Genomic DNA, 15,980 nt, shown 5'->3' with positions numbered 1-15,980 from the left:
GAAGCGAGTGCGGCAGACCGGACGGCAGTCCCGACGACCCGAGCGCCGCACCCCGCCGACCGCGTCGGAGCTGGCCAAGGTCCACGACCGCACCCTCGCCGACGCCGCCGCCCGGGAACTGGCCGTTCCCGCCCTCACCGAGGAGACCGGCGGCCCCGGCCTGCTCGAACCCCGCCCCGAGATCGGCGACTCCTGGGCCCGGCTGCGCCGCCTCGGCCTCGACCCCGACACCGGCGCCGCCGCCGTCCTGCTGGGCCCCGGCGAAATCGAACAGCGCCGCCGCACCAGCGGACTCGACGCCGTCCTGCCGGTGCTGCGCGAGACCCTGCTGGAGGTGGGCGGAGCGGCCCCGCTGCTGCTGGCCGTCGCCGACGCCGAGGGCCACGTGCTCTGGCAGGAGGGCGAGCGCGGCCTGCGCCGCAGCGCCGACCGGATCGGCTTCATCACCGGCGCCCGCTGGATCGAGGAGAGCGTCGGCACCAACGGCATCGCGGTCGCGCTGCGCGCCCGGCGCCCGATGCACGTCCACTCCGCCGAGCACTACCTGCGCAGCCACCACGCCTGGACCTGCGTGGCCGCGCCGGTGCGCGACCCCGGGACCGGACGGCTGGTCGGCGCCATCAACCTGAGCGGCCCGGCGCACAGCGTCCGCCCGTTCCTGATCCAGCTCACCGCCACCGCCGCCCGGCTCGCCGAGGCCGAACTGCGCGCCCACCGGCTGGAGGCGCTGCACCAGCTGCGCGCCCTGGCCGCCCCGCTGCTCGCCCGGGTCGGCGGCCCGGCGCTGGTGGTCGACGCGGCCGGCTGGACCGCCGCCGCCGCCGGACTGCCGCCGCCCAGCCGGCTGCGGGTGCCCAGCGAGGGCTGGACCCCGGCCACCGTGCACTGGGTGCCCGGCCTCGGCGAGTGCGCGCTGGAGCCGCTCGCCGACGGCTGGCTGGTGCGCCCGGTCCGGCCGCCCGAGGAGGACGGCTCCGGCACGGTGACCGCCGAACAGGCCGAGGGCGCCCACCTGCGGCTCGACCTGCGCCGCCCGGATCGCCCCGAGCTGTCCGTCCGGGGCGCGGCCGACAGCTGGTCGCACCCGCTCAGCCCGCGCCACGCCGAACTGCTGCTCCTGCTCGCCACCGGACGCGAGGGCAGCACCGCCGCCCAGCTCGCCGAGGCGCTGTTCGGCGACGCGGGCCGGACGGTGACGGTCCGCGCCGAGCTGTCCCGGCTGCGCCGCTACCTGGGCGGGCTGCTGGCCCACCGGCCGTACCGGATCGCCGAGTCGGTGCTGGTCAGCGTGGACGGGCCGGACGACCCGTACGACCTGCTGCCCGCCTCCTCGGCCCCGGCCGTCCGGCGGCTGCGGGCCGCGCTGGCGGCGGGGACGGCCCGGTTGCCCGGCGCGCCGCCCCTCGCGCCGCCGTGCGCCGCCGGGCCGCCGGAGCGCCGCTGACGGCCCTGCTGCCCGGCGGCCTGGCGTCGGCGGTCGGCCTCAGCCCTCGGCGAGCAGCGCGGCCAGCTCGGCGTCGGTGGGGCCGCAGTGGCGCTCCTGGTGCTCGGAGACCAGCGCGTAGGTGCGGTCCAGCCAGGCCTGCACCCGGGGCTTGGAGGCCTCCAGCAGCGCGCTGCCGTGCGGGGATTCGAGCGCCAGGTGCAGCGTCGAGCCGTGGCACGGGCAGTACGCCGGCCACAGTTTGACGTCGCCCTGGCCGCTCAGCGCGCGCAGGCCGTCGCGCAGCAGTTCACGCGAGAACACCCAGTCCGCCTCGTCCGGCCGCCCCAGGTGGAAGGTCAGCAGCACCTCGTACGGGCGCGCGGCGGTGAACCGGAACCGGGTGCGCACCTCGCCGACCACCTCCTCGCCCAGCGAGATCCGCAGGATCAGCACCTCCTCCACCGCCGCCGGAGCGGCGGTGGAGACCTCCCCATCGCCGCCCGTGGGGGTGGCGGCGAGGGGTGCACTGGAGGCTGCGGACAGCGGGTCGGACGGCATGACGGTCTCTCCGGGACGGCGTGGGATGCCCTCAGCCTGCGTCACGCCCGGTACGGCGGGCAAGGGTTGCAAGGGGGTTGCAATAACCCCCGGCCGGGCCTTCCTTCCCCTGTCGGCGCTTATCAGACGGAGCGTCAACTTCCGTGTGGCGCACGGATGTCCGCGAAGTGGAGGGGGTGCGACCGGGCCACGGCCGTCCGCTGGTACGCTCTCCCCTCTCCCCACGCGGGCCCGCGTGGAACCGGCCCTCCGCGGCCGGAGCCGGGCCCGGCGGCGGCGCGTGGGAGAATACGGCGACGCGACGGCGGCTTCGGGGAGGGAGGGGTCCGGTGGCTGTGCGCGAGGACACCGCGCGGGACGTGCAGCACGAGCCCGCACGGCAGGGCCGGCACGGGCGGCCGCGCCCGTTCGGCGGCCTGTTCCGGCTGCCCACCCTGCGCTTCTCCGGCGCCGCGATGGCGATGTCCACCGTGGTCGGCATCAGCATCGCGACCACCCTGCTGCTCAACGAACAGCAGGGGATCGGCCGCCGGGCCGGCGTCGCCCGGGTCGGCAGCACCCCGCCGCCCACGCCGGCCGCCACCGAGGAGGCCGAGGCGGTCTCGGCGCAGACCCCGACCGACGGCCCGTCGTCCTCCCCCGCCGCGAACCGGCCCTCGACGCACCCGTCCACGCACCGCTCGGTGGACCCCCCGGTCGCCGCCTCCCCGCCCGCGCCCCGCGCGACGGTCCCGGGCGCACCCCAGACCGGCGGCCAGGCCTCGGCCGGGCAGGACGCACCCGCCTCAGGCACCCAGCTCGCGGGCACCGAGGCCGGGCTGCTCGGCGCCACGGCCCCGGCCGGCCCCTCGCCCTCCCCTTCCGTCTCCGTCCCGGCCCCGGGCGCCAAGCAGCCCGGCTTCGGCCCGCCCACCCCCGGCCGCCCGGCGCCGCCGCCCGCCCTGCCCGTCCCGGACACCGACGGCGCGGCGGACACCGGCGACACCCCGGACACCGACGGCACCGATGGCACCGATGGCACCGACGACAGCGCGGGCACCGACCACGCGCTGACCGGCGCCGCCCGGGTCTCCCCGCTGGGCCGCGACGGCCTGCGCCACCAGCTCACCCTCGCGGCCACCGAGCCGGTCACCGCGTTCCAGGCCGAGTTCCGGCTCGTCCCGGGCGAGTCGGCCCCCGGCCCCGGCTCCGCCTGGACCGACCTGCCGGGCGCCGTGGTGACCGTCCAGCAGGAGCGCGGCACCCTCGTCTACCGCTTCACCACCCCGCCCGGCACCGACGTCCGGCCCGGCCGCTACACCTTCGGCGTCCGCGGCGCCCGTCCGGCGGCCGACCCGTCCGCCGTGGTGCGCAAGTCGGCCCCGGCGGAGAGCTGGAGCGTCTCCGCCTTCGCCCTCGACCGCCCCCGCGCGGTCGCGGCGCTCGGCTCCTTCGGCCCGCCTCCGCCGCCGCCGTCCGCCGAGCCGTACGCGCCCGGCAGCCCGGCCGCCACGCCGCTCGCCGCTCCGGCGCCCACCCCGGCCGCGACCCCGGCCGCGACCCCGACCGCCGCGGCCCGCTGAGCCGCCGACGGCCCGCAGCGGACGATCGTCCGACGATCCGACAGCCGGCCCCGCCGGACGGGCGCATCCCCGCACCCTCGTTCGTTACTGTGGGCAGCACCCGGCCCGGCGCCCCCAACGGCCCCGGCCGGGCCGCCGTTCCGCACCCGAGGAGGAGTCCGTGCCCACCGTCCTGACCCAAGGCGGCAACGCACCGCTGACCGCCGCGCGAGTGACCGTCGAGGTCACCGCGCCCAAGGCGCTGGACGTCTCCGGCCTGCTGCTGACCGATGCCGGAAAGGTCCGCTCGGACGACGACTTCGTCTTCTTCAACGCCCCGAACGGCCCCGGCGTCAGCCACCGCCCGGCCTCCGCCGGCACCCCCGACGCGATCACCGTCGACACCCGGGCCGTCCCGGCCGGCATCACCAAGATCGTGGTCACCGCGAGCCCCGCCGACCAGGTCTCCACCTTCGCCGGGACGGAGCCCACCGCCACCGTCCGCGACGCCGACACCGGCGAGGTGCTGGTCACCTTCACCCCGCCCCGGCTGGGCCTGGAGACCGCGCTCATCGTGGTCGAGGTCTACCAGCGGGGCGGCGCCTGGAAGGTGCGCGCGGTCGGCCAGGGCTACGCCGACGGCCTCGCGGGCATCGCCACCGACTTCGGCGTCACCGTCGACGACTCCCCGGCCCCCGCGCCCGCCGCCCCGGTGGCAGCGGCCGCACCGCCGGCCCCGATGGACCGGACCATCCAGCTCCCGACCGCTCCGCCGGCCGCCCCGCCCGTGCCGCCCGCACCGGCGGCCTCCCCGATCGACCCGCGGATCGCCCTCGCCACCGGCCAGACCGCCGTCCCGGCCCCGCCCGCGGCTCCCCCGGCGCCCGCCGCGCCCCCGGCCCCGGCCGCCCCCGGCAAGGTCACCCTGGACAAGGGCCGGGTCAACCTGGTCAAGGGCAGCTCGGTCTCCCTGGTCAAGAACGGCCGCCCCTTCCTCTCCTCCGTCCGGATGGCCCTCGGCTGGAAGTCCGCCGCCCGCGGCCGCGACATCGACCTGGACGCCTCCTGCCTCGCCTTCGACGCCCGCCACAAGCGGCTGGAGACGGCCTGGTTCATGAAGCTGAGCATCTTCAACGGCGCGATCTCCCACTCCGGCGACAACCTGGTCGGCGGCGAGGGCGGCGACGACGAGGCGATCACCGTCCACCTGGAGGGCCTGCCGGCCGAGGTCCACGCGCTGGTCTTCGTCGTGAACTCCTTCTCCGGCCAGCGGTTCACCGAGGTGCGCGACGCCTACTGCCGCCTGCTGGACGCCCGGACGGAGGAGGAGCTGGTCCGCTTCGACCTCACCAACTCCGAGCCCCACACCGGTGTGATGATGTGCAAGCTGGTCCGCCGCCCGGGCGGCGAGTGGGAGATGACGGCACTCGGCGAGTACGTCGACGGCAAGACCGCGCGGGCGATGATCGAGCCCGCCGCCGCGACGCTCTGACACCCGGCGTCACCGTCCTGCCCGTGGTTTCACCCTCCCGAGGCATCAAGTCGTCCACAGAGCGACTCGATTGACTCTCAGGAGGGTGAAACCGCACTCTCCCCCTATCCCCAGGAGGAGAGCCGTGCCACGCTTCCTGTCCCGCCTCGCCGTCGCCGGCACCGCCACCGTGCTCGCCGCCGGGCTGATCACCCCGACCACCTCCCAGGCCGCCGCCCGGCCGGGCACCCGCGCCGGCGCACTGAGCTGGACGGCCCTCGGCGACTCCTACACCGCCGGGGTCATCGAGGCCACCGGCGACGAGACCGCGCCCCGCGACGGCTGCGCCCGGACCGTCGACTCCTACCCCGAGATCATCCGCCGCGACCTCGGCTCCCTGGCCGACCTGCGGAACGTCAGCTGCAGCGGCGCCACCACCGACGGCGTCGACGTGACCGCGCAAGCCCCGCTCGGCCGCCCGCTCCCGCCGCTCGGCACCGACCCGAACGGCCCCTACCCGCCCGTCCCGCCGCAGATCGACGCCGTCGACCCGGCCACCGGCCTGGTCACCGTCGGGATCGGCGGCAACGACCTCGGTTTCGCCGAGATCCTCAAGAGCTGCATCGAACTCGGCGCCGTCCAGCTCGGCCGGGGCACGCCCTGCAAGGACAAGTTCGACGCGGGCCTGCCCGACCGCTTCGCCCGGCTGCGCAACGGCTACGACCGGATGCTGACCGCGCTGCACGCCAAGGCCCCGTCCGCCAGGATCCTCACCGTCGGCTACCCGCACCTCGTCCCCGAGAACGCCGGGCTCTGCCAGTTCGGCAACCTCCTGCAGTTCGGCACCTTCACCGGCGGCGACCTCGTCTGGGCCCGCACCGCGATCGTGGAACCGCTCAACGCGCTCGTCGCCCGGAGCACCGCCGCCCACGGCGACACCTTCGTGGACCTCTACCCCGCCAGCGCCGGCCACAGCGTCTGCGACGCCGACCACTGGCTGGACGGCGTGCTGACCAGCGTCCTCCCCCTCGAGTACGCCGTGGTGCACCCCAACGCCACCGGCCAGGCGCACACCGCCGCCCTGGTCGAGAAGGCCGTCCTCGGCGGCTGACCGGCCGCTCCGACCGAAAACCGCTGGCCCGCCCACCCCTCGAGCATCATTCTGGTCCGATGCCCCTGCCCACGCCCGCGCCCGTGCCCGCTCCCGTCCGCATCCGCGAAGCCGTCCCCGAGGACTGGCCGGACATCTGGCCGTTCTTCCACACCGTCGTCGCCGCCGGCGAGACCTTCCCCTACCCCCTGGACATGTCCTCCGAGCTGGGCCGGGAGTGGTGGATGCTCGCCGCCCCGAACCGCACGGTGGTCGCGGTGGACGGGGACGGGCGCATCCTCGGCACCGCCACCATGAACCGCAACCGCCCCGGCAACGGCTCGCACGTGGCCAGCGCCAGCTACCTGGTCGACCCGGCCCACCACGGCCGGGGGATCGGGCGGGCCCTGGTCGAGTACACCCTCGACTGGGCCCGCCGCTCCGGCTTCCGCGCCATGCAGTTCAACGCCGTGGTCGCCACCAACCACCACGCCGTGCGGCTCTACGAGTCGCTCGGCTTCGAGATCGTCGGCACCGTCCCCGAGGCCTTCGACCACCCCGTGGACGGCTACGTCGGCCTGCACGTCATGTACCGCAAGCTGTAAGGCCGTTACCCCTGCTCCTACTCCTCGATCGCCCCGCCGATCCGCCGCAGGTGCCGCCGGAAGCTGTACGCCGGGTCGGCGGCGCGCCGCTCCAGGTACTCCTCGAAGGAGGTCTGCCGGCGCAGCGTGTCCCCGGAGGCGATCCGGGCGGCCTGCGCGCGCTCGGTCCGGGCGATCCCGCCGGCCGTCTCCAGCACCTCCGCGACCCGGTCGCCTGGCACGAACAGCACCCCGTCCGGGTCGGCGAACACCACGTCCTCCGCGCTCACCGGGTGCGGCCCGAACTTGGCCGTCAGCAGCGCCGCCGGCTCCCGGTCGTCCAACCGCACCGGGCCGAGCGGCAGCGCCCCGTAACTGAACACCGGCAGCCCGATCTCCCGCAGCTCGGGGGTGTCCCGGTGCAGCCCCCACACCACGATCCCGGCCACCCCGGCGGCCCGCGCCTCCAGCACCGCGAGGTCCCCGATGCAGGCCTCGTCGGTCCGCCCGCCGTTGTCGACCACCAGCACGTCCCCGTCCCGGGCCGCCCCGTACGCCTCCAGGAACACGTCCACGCTCCCGTAGTGCCGCACCGGCAGCACCCGCCCCGCCACCCGGGCCCCGGCCACCACCGCCCCCACCCCCGCCGGCGCCACCCGCACCCCCACCCCGAGCCGCACACAGGCATCCGCCACCAACGGCGTGGACAGCTCCGCGAAAGCCTTCAGCATCCCCAACTCCTCCACTCAAAAAGCCAGTTCACCAGCAGGAAGATCCTAGGCCCCGCCCCGAACTCACACCATCGAGTGACGATGACGCAGTCCCTGCCCCCGCTTGTGCCCACCGCGCATAGCCTTCCGACGCATCCGGTCGAGAGGTCGTTCATGAACACAACGGATAACGAGATCCTCCTCGAGCTGTTTCTCGCCCTGGACGCCCCCGAAGGCCTGAGGGCCGAACTCGTCAATGGCGAGATCCTCATCCGACTCCCCGTCGACGGCTACCACTGCCATCTCATCAGCGAGTTGACCGGCCAGGTGTGGCGCAAGTCGGCTACCGAAATGCAGATGTCGGAGAACAAGGGACTTCGCCTCGTCGCCAGCGGGCACCACCCTGCGGACCACGTCATCCCGGACGTCACGTTCGCCCCCGAGGAACTCCGCCTCTTCCGGGGCGCACCGTCCTGGATGGAACCGGACGGCGTCTCCATGGTCGTGGAAGTGACCTCCGCCAAGCCCGACCAGGACCGCATCGCCAAGCGGCACTGCTACGCCCGGGCGGGCATCCCGCTCTACCTCCTCATCGACCGCGAGAAGTCCCAGGTCAGCCTCTTCGCCAGGCCGCACCGCGACGAGTACACCGAGGTCCACCTCGCCGCCTTCGGCGAACCGCTCGCGCTCCCTGCCCCGTTCGACTTCGACCTCGACACGAAGCCGTTCCTCTGACGTCGACAACGCACGACGGCCCGCACCCCCCGTCAGGGGTGCGGGCCGTGGCCTGGGGCGCCGGGTCAGCCGCGGGTGGCCATGGCGCGCAGGAAGAAGGTCAGGTTGGCGGGGCGCTCGGCGAGGCGGCGCATGAAGTAGCCGTACCACTCCTGGCCGTACGGGAGGTAGACCCGCATGGTGTTGCCCTCGGCGGCGAGGCGCAGCTGCTCCTCGGGGCGGATGCCGAACAGCATCTGGTACTCGAAGGAGTCCCGCTTGCGGCCGTTCCACTGGGCCAGCTGGCCGGCGATCTTGATCATGTTGGGGTCGTGCGAGGCGATCATCGGGTAACCCTCGCCCGCCATCAGGACCTTCAGGGCCCGGACGTACGCGAGGTCGACCTCGTGCTTGCCCTGGAAGGCGACCGACTCGGGCTCCTTGTAGGCGCCCTTGCACAGGCGCACGCGCGAGCCGGCGCCGGAGAAGTCGCGGCAGTCGGCCTCGGTGCGGCGCAGGTAGGCCTGGAGCACGACGCCCAGCCACGGGAAGTCCGCCCGCAGCTCCCGCGCGATGGCGAGGGTGGAGTCGGTGGTGGTGTGGTCCTCCATGTCGAGGGTCACCGTGGTGCCGGCCTCGGCGGCGGCCTCGCAGATGCGGCGGGCGTTCTCCAGCGCGATCTTCTCGCCGTCCACCGGGAGGAACTGGCCGACGGCCGACAGCTTGACCGACACCTCGGCGCCAGCCGCGAGGCCGGTGTCCTTGAGGGCCTTGAGCAGGTGCTCGTAGGCCTCGGCGGTGCCGGCGGCCTGGGCGGCGTCCTGGGTGTCCTCGCCGAGGTGGTCGAGGGTGACCTTGCGACCGGTGGCGATCAGGTCGTCGGTGGCGGTGACGGCGTCGTCGAGGACGTCACCGGCGACGAAGCGCTCGACTATCGCGTGGGTCGGCGGGAACTTCTCGACCACGGTGCGGACCTGCGGGGACCGGGAGGCCGCGAGAAGGGCGGAACGGAGCATCGTGACTCCTGGAGCTGGTGCTTCTTAAGGATGGCAGAAAGGGCCGGGGCGGCGGTGCGGGGATGGGGCACCGCCGCCCCGGGAGGCGGCGCCCGGCTGCGGGACCGGGCGTCGCGGGTGACCGGTGGCTACGGGACGAGCCGGCTGGTCAGGGGGCTGGTCAGCCCATGTGCGGGTAGCGGTAGTCCGTCGGCGGGACGAAGGTCTCCTTGACCGAGCGGGTCGAGGTCCAGCGCGCCAGGTTCTGCTTGGCGCCGGCCTTGTCGTTGGTGCCCGAGGCCCGGCCGCCGCCGAAGGGCTGCTGGCCGACGACGGCGCCGGTCGGCTTGTCGTTGATGTAGAAGTTGCCGGCGGCGAAGCGCAGCTTGTGCATCGCGTCCTGGGCCGCGGCGCGGTCCTGGGAGATGATCGAGCCGGTCAGGCCGTACGGGGACACCGACTCCATCTGGGTCAGCATCTCCTCGTACTTCTCGTCCTCGTAGACGTACACGGCCAGGATCGGGCCGAAGTACTCGTCCTTGAAGTACTCGGCGGCCGGGTCCTGGCAGACCAGGACGGTCGGGCGGACGAAGTAGCCGACCGAGTCGTCGTAGGTGCCGCCGGCGAGGACCTCGACCTGCGGGTCGGCCTGGGCGCGGTCGATCGCGGCCTTGTTCTTGGCGAAGGAGCGCTCGTCGATGACGGCCGACATGAAGTTGGACAGGTCGCTGACGTCGCCCATGGTGAGGCCGTCGACCTCGGCGGCGAACTCGTCCTTGAGGCCGGCCCAGAGCGAGGCGGGGACGTAGGCCCGCGACAGCGCCGAGCACTTCTGGCCCTGGAACTCGAAGGCGCCGCGGGTCATCGCGGTCTTCAGGACCTTAGGGTCGGCGGACGGATGGGCGACCAGGAAGTCCTTGCCGCCGGTCTCGCCGACGATCCGCGGGTAGGTGCGGTAGCCGGAGATGTTGGTGCCGACCTCGCGCCACAGGTGCTGGAAGGTGGCGGTGGAGCCGGTGAAGTGGATGCCGGCGAGCGCCGGGTGCTTGAGCGCGACCTCGGAGACGGCCAGGCCGTCGCCGGTCACCATGTTGATGACGCCCTTGGGCAGGCCGGCCTCCTCCAGCAGCTGCATCAGCAGGTGCGCGGAGAACTGCTGGGTCGGGGACGGCTTCCACAGCACCACGTTGCCCATCAGCGCGGGCGCGGTCGGCAGGTTGCCGGCGATCGCGGTGAAGTTGAACGGCGTGATCGCGTAGACGAAGCCCTCGAGCGGGCGGTGGTCGCTGCGGTTCCACACGCCGTCCGAGGAGATCGGCTGCTCGGCCATGATCTGGCGGGCGAAGTGCACGTTGAAGCGCAGGAAGTCGACCAGCTCGCAGGGGGTGTCGATCTCGGCCTGCTGCGCGGTCTTGGACTGGCCGAGCATGGTGGCGGCGGCCAGGGTCTCGCGCCAGGGGCCGGCCAGCAGGTCGGCGGCCTTGAGGAAGATCGCGGCGCGGGAGTCGAAGGAGAGCGCCTGCCAGGCCTCGGCTGCGGCCAGGGCAGTGTCGATGGCCTCCTGCGCGTCGGCCTGGGTGGCGTTGCGCAGGGTGCCGAGCCGAGCCGCGTGGTTGTGCGGCTGGACGACGTGGATCTCGGTGCCGCCGCCCATCCGGCGCTCACCGTTGATCGTCATGGTCAGCTGGACCGGCTCCTGGCCGCCCAGCTCCTTCAGCTTGGCCTCCAGACGGGCCCGTTCCGGGCTCCCGGGGGCGTAGCTGTGGACCGGCTCGTTCACCGGCGCGGGGACCTGGGTCACAGCGTCCATAGAGCGCACGCTCTCCTTCGTTCAGTGCGGGGGGATTGCCGGCGCGGGTTGCACGCCGACCACAGCACGAACGCTATTCCTGGCCACCGGGCGACTTGATTGGCCGCGCGGCTAAATTCCCCCGTACGGCGTTGTCCGGCCCGACGAAGTCGGTCACGCCGCGGTCACGAACCGTCCCCGATCGCCCCACCTTTCACACCACCCCGCGCCACCTCGCGCCTCCGGGCTCACGCCCCCGGCCCACGAAGGCGGCTCGCGCGCCGGTGCCCGTCGGCAGGCCCCGGCGCGCCCGCGCGCCGGGCCGCGGTCCGGCGGCCACGCCGAATCTCTGTCCGTCCGGCTAAAATCGACCGCGAAACGTTGTCCGAGCGGATGAAGGAGGACCGGCGTGACCACCCCCGGCCTGCCGCTCCGTCAACTCCTGATGTCCCTCGGCGAACCGCTGGTCGAGCTGCAGGCCGCCCCGCTGGGCCTGGACGTCCCGGTGCGCGACGTCGCGATCCTCGACCCGGAGGACCCGCCGACCGCCGCCCCCGGCGAGCTGGTGCTCGCGATCGGCGCCCGCGGCCGCGCCGCCCTGCCCGCCCTTCGCGCGGCCGGCCGGGCCGGGGCCGCCGCCGTCGCGGTGAAGCTGGACGGCCCCGGCCAGGCCGACGCGCTGCGCGAGGCCGCCACCGACGCGGGCGTCGCCCTGCTCTCGGTGCGCCGCGAGACCCGCTGGGAGCACCTCGACTCGCTGGCCCGGGCGATCATCGCCGGCCCTGACGCCCCGGACGCCCCCGGCGCCCCCGAGCCCAACGCGGGCGACCTCTTCTCCCTCGCCCAGACCGTCGCCGTCCTCACCAACGGCATCGTCTCGATCGAGGACACCTCCAGCCGGGTGCTGGCCTACTCCCGCTCCTCCGACTCCGACGAGGTCGACGACCTGCGCCGGCTGTCCATCCTCGGCTGGCAGGGCCCGGAGCCGTACCTGTCCAAGCTCCGCGAGTGGGGCATCTTCCAGCACCTGCGCAGCTCGGACACCCCGATCGCGGTCGAGCCGCACCCCGAGCTGGGCCTGCGCCGCCGCCTCGCGGTCGGCATCCGGGCCGGGGCGCAGCCGCTCGGCACCATCTGGGTGCAGGAGGGTGCCCAGCCGCTGGCCCCGCTGGCCGAACAGTCCCTGGTCGGCGCCGCCCGGGTCGCGGCCGCCCAGCTGGTGCGCCGCCGCCGGGAGCTGTCCGCCGACGTCCGGCTCACCCAGACGCTGCTGACCGGCCTGCTGGAGGGCTCCACCGGCCCCCAGTCGCTCGCCACCCACCTCGGCCTGGACCTGCGCCGCCCGGCCACCGTGCTGGCCTACAGCGCGCACACCACCGACGTGCTGCACCGCTCCGACGTCACCGGCCTGATCTCGGTGCACACCGCCGCCCGGCACCGCACCGCGCTGCTCGCCCCGATCGAGTCCCGGGTGTACGTGCTGCTGCCCGAGCTGCCGCCCGGCCTGCCGATGACCACCGTGCGCGACTGGGCCTTCGAGGTGGTGGCGGCCGCCCGGGAGCACCTCGGCGTCCCGCTGCGCGCCGCGATCGGCTCGACCGTCGACGGCCTGGCCCAGGTCCCCGACTCCCGCGCCCAGGCGGACCGCATCCTGGACGCGATGGGCCGCGGCGGCGTGGACCTCGACGTCGCGGCGCTGATCGACGTCCAGGCGGAGGTGCTGGTCAGCGAGATGCTCGCGCTGCTCCAGGAGCGCACCGGCCTGCGCGACCCGCGGCTGACCGCGCTCACCGCGTACGACCGCCGGCACGGCACCCGGCTCGCCGAGTCGGTGCTGGCCTGGCTGGACGCGCTCGGCGAGGTCCGGGTGGCCGCGGACGCCTTGCACATCCACCCCAACACCCTGCGCTACCGGGTGCGCCGCGCCGAGCAGTTGACCGGCATCGACCTCGCCCAGCCGCAGCAGCGGCTGCTGGCGATGCTGCAACTGCGGCTGCCCGCGGACGAGTAGTCCGCGGGCAGCCGCACGGTCATTCCTGACGGTTCGTCACTCGCCGTAGCCCTGGCCGCGCTTGTGCTCGTTCAGTCGGCGCCACGGGCCGCTGATCGCCAGCTGGATGCCCGGGGTCTGGATGTTGGCGAACAGGGTCTTGCCGTCGTCCGAGAAGGTCACTCCGGTGAACTCGCTGAACTCGGGCTTCTCGGCGGTGCCGATGTTCAGCTCGTTGCGGGCGATCGGGTAGACCAGCCCGTCCTCGGTGGCGCCGAACAGGTGCGAGACGCCCTCGCCGTCCTCGCAGATCACGATGCCGCCGTACGGCGAGACGGTGATGTTGTCCGGGCCGTCGAAGTTGTCGTGGTCGCCCCAGACGTCGGTGTTGACGCCCAGCAGCACCTTCAGGGTGATGGTGCGGCGGGCCGGGTTGTAGAACCAGACCTGGCCGTCGTGCTGGAGCGGGCTCTCCGAACGGGCGAAGCTGGAGACGAAGTAGAAGCCGCCGTCACCCCACCACATGCCCTCCAGCTTGCGGGCGCGGCTGACCTCGCCGTCCTTGAACTGCTTGCGCACCGAGACGGTCCTGGCGTCGCGGTCCTGGACCTTGACCCAGTCCACGCCGTAGGTGGTGCCGACCTTGGTGGCGCGGGAGAGGTCGTCGACGAACTTGCCCTGGGCGTCGAAGACCTTGAAGGCCTCCAGCACACCGGCGTCGGCGGCGAGCTTGCGCAGCTGGTAGCGGCCGTGCTTGAAGCCGGCCGGCGGGGTCCAGCGGAACAGCAGGCCGTTCGGGTTCGAGGCGTCCTCGGTCAGGTAGACCTGGCCGCGCTTCGGGTCCACGACCACGGCCTCGTGCGCGTAGCGGCCGAAGGCCTTCACCGGCTGCGGGTCCCGGTTGTAGTCGTCGTCGAAGGGGTCGACCTCGAAGATGTAGCCGTGGTCCTTGGTGAAGCCGTTCTTGCCGGCCTTGTCCTCGGTCTCCTCGCCGGACAGCCAGGTGCCCCACGGGGTCACGCCGCCCGCGCAGTTGGTGGCGGTGCCGGCGATGCCGACCCACTGCTCGACCGAGCCGTCCCGCTTGGCGTGCACGATGGTGCAGCCGCCGGCCGCGCCCGGGTCGTAGACGTGGCCCTCGGTCAGCGGCACCGGGTGCGGCCAGTTGGCGCGGGCGCCGGCCAGCTCGTGGTTGACGACCATCAGGTTGCCGCCGCGCTCGTCCTCGAAGGCGGAGGTGCCGTCGTGGTTGCTCGGGGTGAACTCGCCGGTGCGCAGCTTGGTGACGCCGGCCCGGTTGAGGACCTTGTACGAGAAGCCCTTCGGCAGGGAGAGCAGGCCGGCCGGGTCCTGGACCAGCTGGCCGTAGCCGACGGCGGTGCCACCGGCCGAGTTGGTCCCGGCGGCCGCGGCGACCGGGGCCTCGCCGCCGACCGGGGCGGCGATCGCGCCCGGGGCGCTGGCCAGCGCCTCGGCGCCGCCGGCGATCAGCACGCCGGCCCCGACGAGGGTGGAACGGTTGACGAAGTCCCGACGGGACAGCGACATGGCAGCAACTCCTGAGGATGAGCGGGGGCGCCGGTGCGGGATGCCGACGCCCAGCAGGCTCCGCCGGGCGGGTGAACCCGGCATGACGCCCACCTCACGCCCAGGCGGCCATTTGCCGACCGATGACCTTCACATGACCTGTGCTTTACTGAGGCCCCCGCCGACCCGCCCGACCCGTCAGCGCCGCGCCGCCCGCCACTGCTCCCAGGCCGACAGCCACAGCTGCTCGGCCAGCCGCTGCTCCTCCCAGACCCCCGCCCCGCCGCCGCCCGGCCGTTCCCGCCACAGCTGCGCCCAGGCCCGCTGCGCCGGCAGGCTCGCCACCTCGCTCGCGAACACCGTGTACCGGACGACCTCCTCGACGGCCGCCTCCCCCTCCGCCGTGCCGACCAGCCAGTGCGTCTGCTGGGACAGCCGGTTGAGGTGGTTCACCATCGAGGTCACCGCCGCCGCGGCCTCCTCCCGGGTCTCGGTGGCCAGCCGCATCTGCTGGCGCACCGCCGCCTCCCAGCGCACCGCGCCGACCTCCCCGCGCAGCCCGCGCGGCAGCCTCGGCGTGCGCCCCACCCGCACCTGCGCCTCGATCGCGGCGGACTCGGCGACGCTCTGCGCGATCAGCGCCCGGTGCGCCTCCATCCCGACGGCGGGCGGCAGTTCACGCTCCTCGACCGGCACCCGGCGGGCGCGCCGGGCGGCCAGGTCGCGCAGCAGCTCGGTGCGGCCGCGCAGGCAGTCCTCGAAGTCGCCGATCGCGCCGAGCTCCACCGCGCCGGGGGCCACCCCGCGCGCGCACACCGTCACGGTCAGCCCGCCGACCCGCAGCCGCCCGGCCCACACCGGCTCCGGACCGTCCGCCGCCGGGGCGCCGGGCTCCGGCACCGGCCGGTCCTCGTGCACCTCCACCGCGCAGGGCTCGCCGTCCACCGTGATCCACGCGCGCAACGCCCGTACCCGGCCCGGCCCGTCGCCCTCGTCGACGCCCAACTGCTCGTAGACGCGGTCCCGTTCGTCCTCGACCAGGTCCTCCAGCTCGGGCAGCCGCTCGCCCGGTTCGGCCCCCGGCCGGTAGGTGCGCACGGTCACGTACGGGCCGGCCGCCGAACGCCAGTCGCCGCACTGGACCTCGACCCAGCGCAGCTCGCCGCCGGAGGTCTCGAAGGCGGCCAGCGCCTCACCGGCCAACGCCCCGTCGGCCGTCATCGTCCCGCCCGCGGGGACCCCTCCCGCGGGAGCCTGCCCCGCGGCCACGCCGTACACCGGGAAGTCCGCCGCCGCCAGGGTCCGGCGGGAGAACTCCTCCTGGTCGGCGAACCGGTCGACGGGCCTGCCCCCGGGCCGACCGGCACCCTGCTCGGCCGACCGGTCCAGTGACCGGTCCGCGGGCCGACCGGCGAAACGGTCCTCCCGGACCGGCCGGTCCGGGGCCGGGGCGGACCCCGAGGACCCGGCGTCCCGCTTCTGGTGCCTGCCGCCGCTCTCCCGCATCATCCTGTGCCGCACCCCCGAGACCTCGCACCCGCACCGCTGACGCCACCTTACGTGGCCGCAGCTGCCGGGTCATCAG

At 74.5% G+C, this 15,980-nt stretch carries 13 protein-coding genes; 7 read left to right on the top strand and 6 right to left on the bottom strand.

What is annotated here, in order from left to right; genetic code table 11:
* Window positions 1-7 precede the first annotated feature (7 nt).
* Window positions 8-1,444 (top strand): helix-turn-helix domain-containing protein, encoded by a 1,437-nt coding sequence (locus ACWDD9_RS17165; RefSeq protein ID WP_220450064.1) that lies wholly within the window; start codon window positions 8-10, stop codon window positions 1,442-1,444.
* 39 nt (window positions 1,445-1,483) lie between these two features.
* On the opposite strand, the gene ACWDD9_RS17160 is transcribed toward ACWDD9_RS17165, so the two are convergent.
* Window positions 1,484-1,984 carry an SsgA family sporulation/cell division regulator gene (locus tag ACWDD9_RS17160; protein ID WP_074001657.1) on the bottom strand — a complete coding sequence of 167 codons (501 nt, stop codon included), beginning with the start codon at window positions 1,982-1,984 and terminating at the stop codon, window positions 1,484-1,486.
* Window positions 1,985-2,313: 329 nt separating this feature from the next.
* Here ACWDD9_RS17160 and ACWDD9_RS17155 point away from each other — a divergent pair, with 329 nt between their 5' ends.
* The 4 genes from ACWDD9_RS17155 to ACWDD9_RS17140 all read left to right on the top strand — a co-directional run bounded on the left by ACWDD9_RS17155 (window position 2,314) and on the right by ACWDD9_RS17140 (window position 6,691).
* Window positions 2,314-3,546: a hypothetical protein gene (locus ACWDD9_RS17155; RefSeq protein WP_449811944.1), complete on the top strand. Its 1,233-nt coding sequence runs from the start codon at window positions 2,314-2,316 to the stop codon at window positions 3,544-3,546.
* Between the two features lie 172 nt (window positions 3,547-3,718).
* Window positions 3,719-5,017, top strand: a complete 1,299-nt coding sequence (locus tag ACWDD9_RS17150) for a TerD family protein (protein ID WP_449811988.1) — start codon at window positions 3,719-3,721, stop codon at window positions 5,015-5,017.
* A 124-nt stretch (window positions 5,018-5,141) separates the two neighbouring features.
* Entirely contained in the window at window positions 5,142-6,107 is a 966-nt protein-coding gene (locus tag ACWDD9_RS17145) for an SGNH/GDSL hydrolase family protein (RefSeq protein WP_049654985.1), read from the top strand.
* Between the two features lie 59 nt (window positions 6,108-6,166).
* Entirely contained in the window at window positions 6,167-6,691 is a 525-nt protein-coding gene (locus ACWDD9_RS17140) for an N-acetyltransferase family protein (RefSeq protein ID WP_449811943.1), read from the top strand.
* A 17-nt stretch (window positions 6,692-6,708) separates the two neighbouring features.
* On the opposite strand, the gene ACWDD9_RS17135 is transcribed toward ACWDD9_RS17140, so the two are convergent.
* Entirely contained in the window at window positions 6,709-7,401 is a 693-nt protein-coding gene (locus ACWDD9_RS17135) for an RraA family protein (protein WP_049654991.1), read from the bottom strand.
* A gap of 153 nt (window positions 7,402-7,554) precedes the next feature.
* Here ACWDD9_RS17135 and ACWDD9_RS17130 point away from each other — a divergent pair, with 153 nt between their 5' ends.
* Complete coding sequence (locus ACWDD9_RS17130; RefSeq protein WP_449811942.1) at window positions 7,555-8,115, top strand: Uma2 family endonuclease; 561 nt, start codon at window positions 7,555-7,557, stop codon at window positions 8,113-8,115.
* Window positions 8,116-8,180: 65 nt separating this feature from the next.
* Here the strand turns inward: ACWDD9_RS17130 and ACWDD9_RS17125 are convergent, their stop codons facing one another.
* Complete coding sequence (locus tag ACWDD9_RS17125) at window positions 8,181-9,110, bottom strand: proline dehydrogenase family protein (RefSeq protein WP_049654995.1); 930 nt, start codon at window positions 9,108-9,110, stop codon at window positions 8,181-8,183.
* A gap of 160 nt (window positions 9,111-9,270) precedes the next feature.
* Complete coding sequence (pruA, locus tag ACWDD9_RS17120) at window positions 9,271-10,899, bottom strand: L-glutamate gamma-semialdehyde dehydrogenase (RefSeq protein ID WP_049654997.1); 1,629 nt, start codon at window positions 10,897-10,899, stop codon at window positions 9,271-9,273.
* Window positions 10,900-11,287: 388 nt separating this feature from the next.
* Between pruA and ACWDD9_RS17115 the strand changes: the two genes are divergently transcribed.
* Window positions 11,288-12,889, top strand: coding sequence for a PucR family transcriptional regulator (locus tag ACWDD9_RS17115; protein WP_241852794.1), 1,602 nt, complete (start codon window positions 11,288-11,290; stop codon window positions 12,887-12,889).
* Between the two features lie 36 nt (window positions 12,890-12,925).
* Here the strand turns inward: ACWDD9_RS17115 and ACWDD9_RS17110 are convergent, their stop codons facing one another.
* Both ACWDD9_RS17110 and ACWDD9_RS17105 read right to left on the bottom strand, forming a co-directional pair.
* Window positions 12,926-14,416 (bottom strand): alkaline phosphatase PhoX, encoded by a 1,491-nt coding sequence (locus ACWDD9_RS17110; RefSeq protein WP_049654998.1) that lies wholly within the window; start codon window positions 14,414-14,416, stop codon window positions 12,926-12,928.
* Between the two features lie 177 nt (window positions 14,417-14,593).
* Window positions 14,594-15,904 (bottom strand): hypothetical protein, encoded by a 1,311-nt coding sequence (locus ACWDD9_RS17105; RefSeq protein ID WP_449811941.1) that lies wholly within the window; start codon window positions 15,902-15,904, stop codon window positions 14,594-14,596.
* Window positions 15,905-15,980: the final 76 nt, after the last annotated feature.

Source organism: Kitasatospora sp. NPDC001119 (assembly GCF_053598475.1).
The sequence above is the reverse complement of the archived record's forward strand: the minus strand, read 5'-3'. Positions and strand labels throughout refer to the sequence as shown.

What these genes read in the sequence shown, in the direction of transcription:
- ACWDD9_RS17140 (WP_449811943.1), top strand. Translation starts at nt 6,167, where the DNA reads ATGCCCCTGCCCACGCCCGCGCCCGTGCCCGCTCCCGTCCGCATCCGC.
- ACWDD9_RS17160 (WP_074001657.1), bottom strand. Translation starts at nt 1,984, where the DNA reads ATGCCGTCCGACCCGCTGTCCGCAGCCTCCAGTGCACCCCTCGCCGCC.
- ACWDD9_RS17130 (WP_449811942.1), top strand. Translation starts at nt 7,555, where the DNA reads ATGAACACAACGGATAACGAGATCCTCCTCGAGCTGTTTCTCGCCCTG.
- ACWDD9_RS17125 (WP_049654995.1), bottom strand. Translation starts at nt 9,110, where the DNA reads ATGCTCCGTTCCGCCCTTCTCGCGGCCTCCCGGTCCCCGCAGGTCCGC.
- ACWDD9_RS17110 (WP_049654998.1), bottom strand. Translation starts at nt 14,416, where the DNA reads ATGTCGCTGTCCCGTCGGGACTTCGTCAACCGTTCCACCCTCGTCGGG.
- ACWDD9_RS17105 (WP_449811941.1), bottom strand. Translation starts at nt 15,904, where the DNA reads ATGATGCGGGAGAGCGGCGGCAGGCACCAGAAGCGGGACGCCGGGTCC.
- ACWDD9_RS17135 (WP_049654991.1), bottom strand. Translation starts at nt 7,401, where the DNA reads ATGCTGAAGGCTTTCGCGGAGCTGTCCACGCCGTTGGTGGCGGATGCC.
- pruA (WP_049654997.1), bottom strand. Translation starts at nt 10,899, where the DNA reads ATGGACGCTGTGACCCAGGTCCCCGCGCCGGTGAACGAGCCGGTCCAC.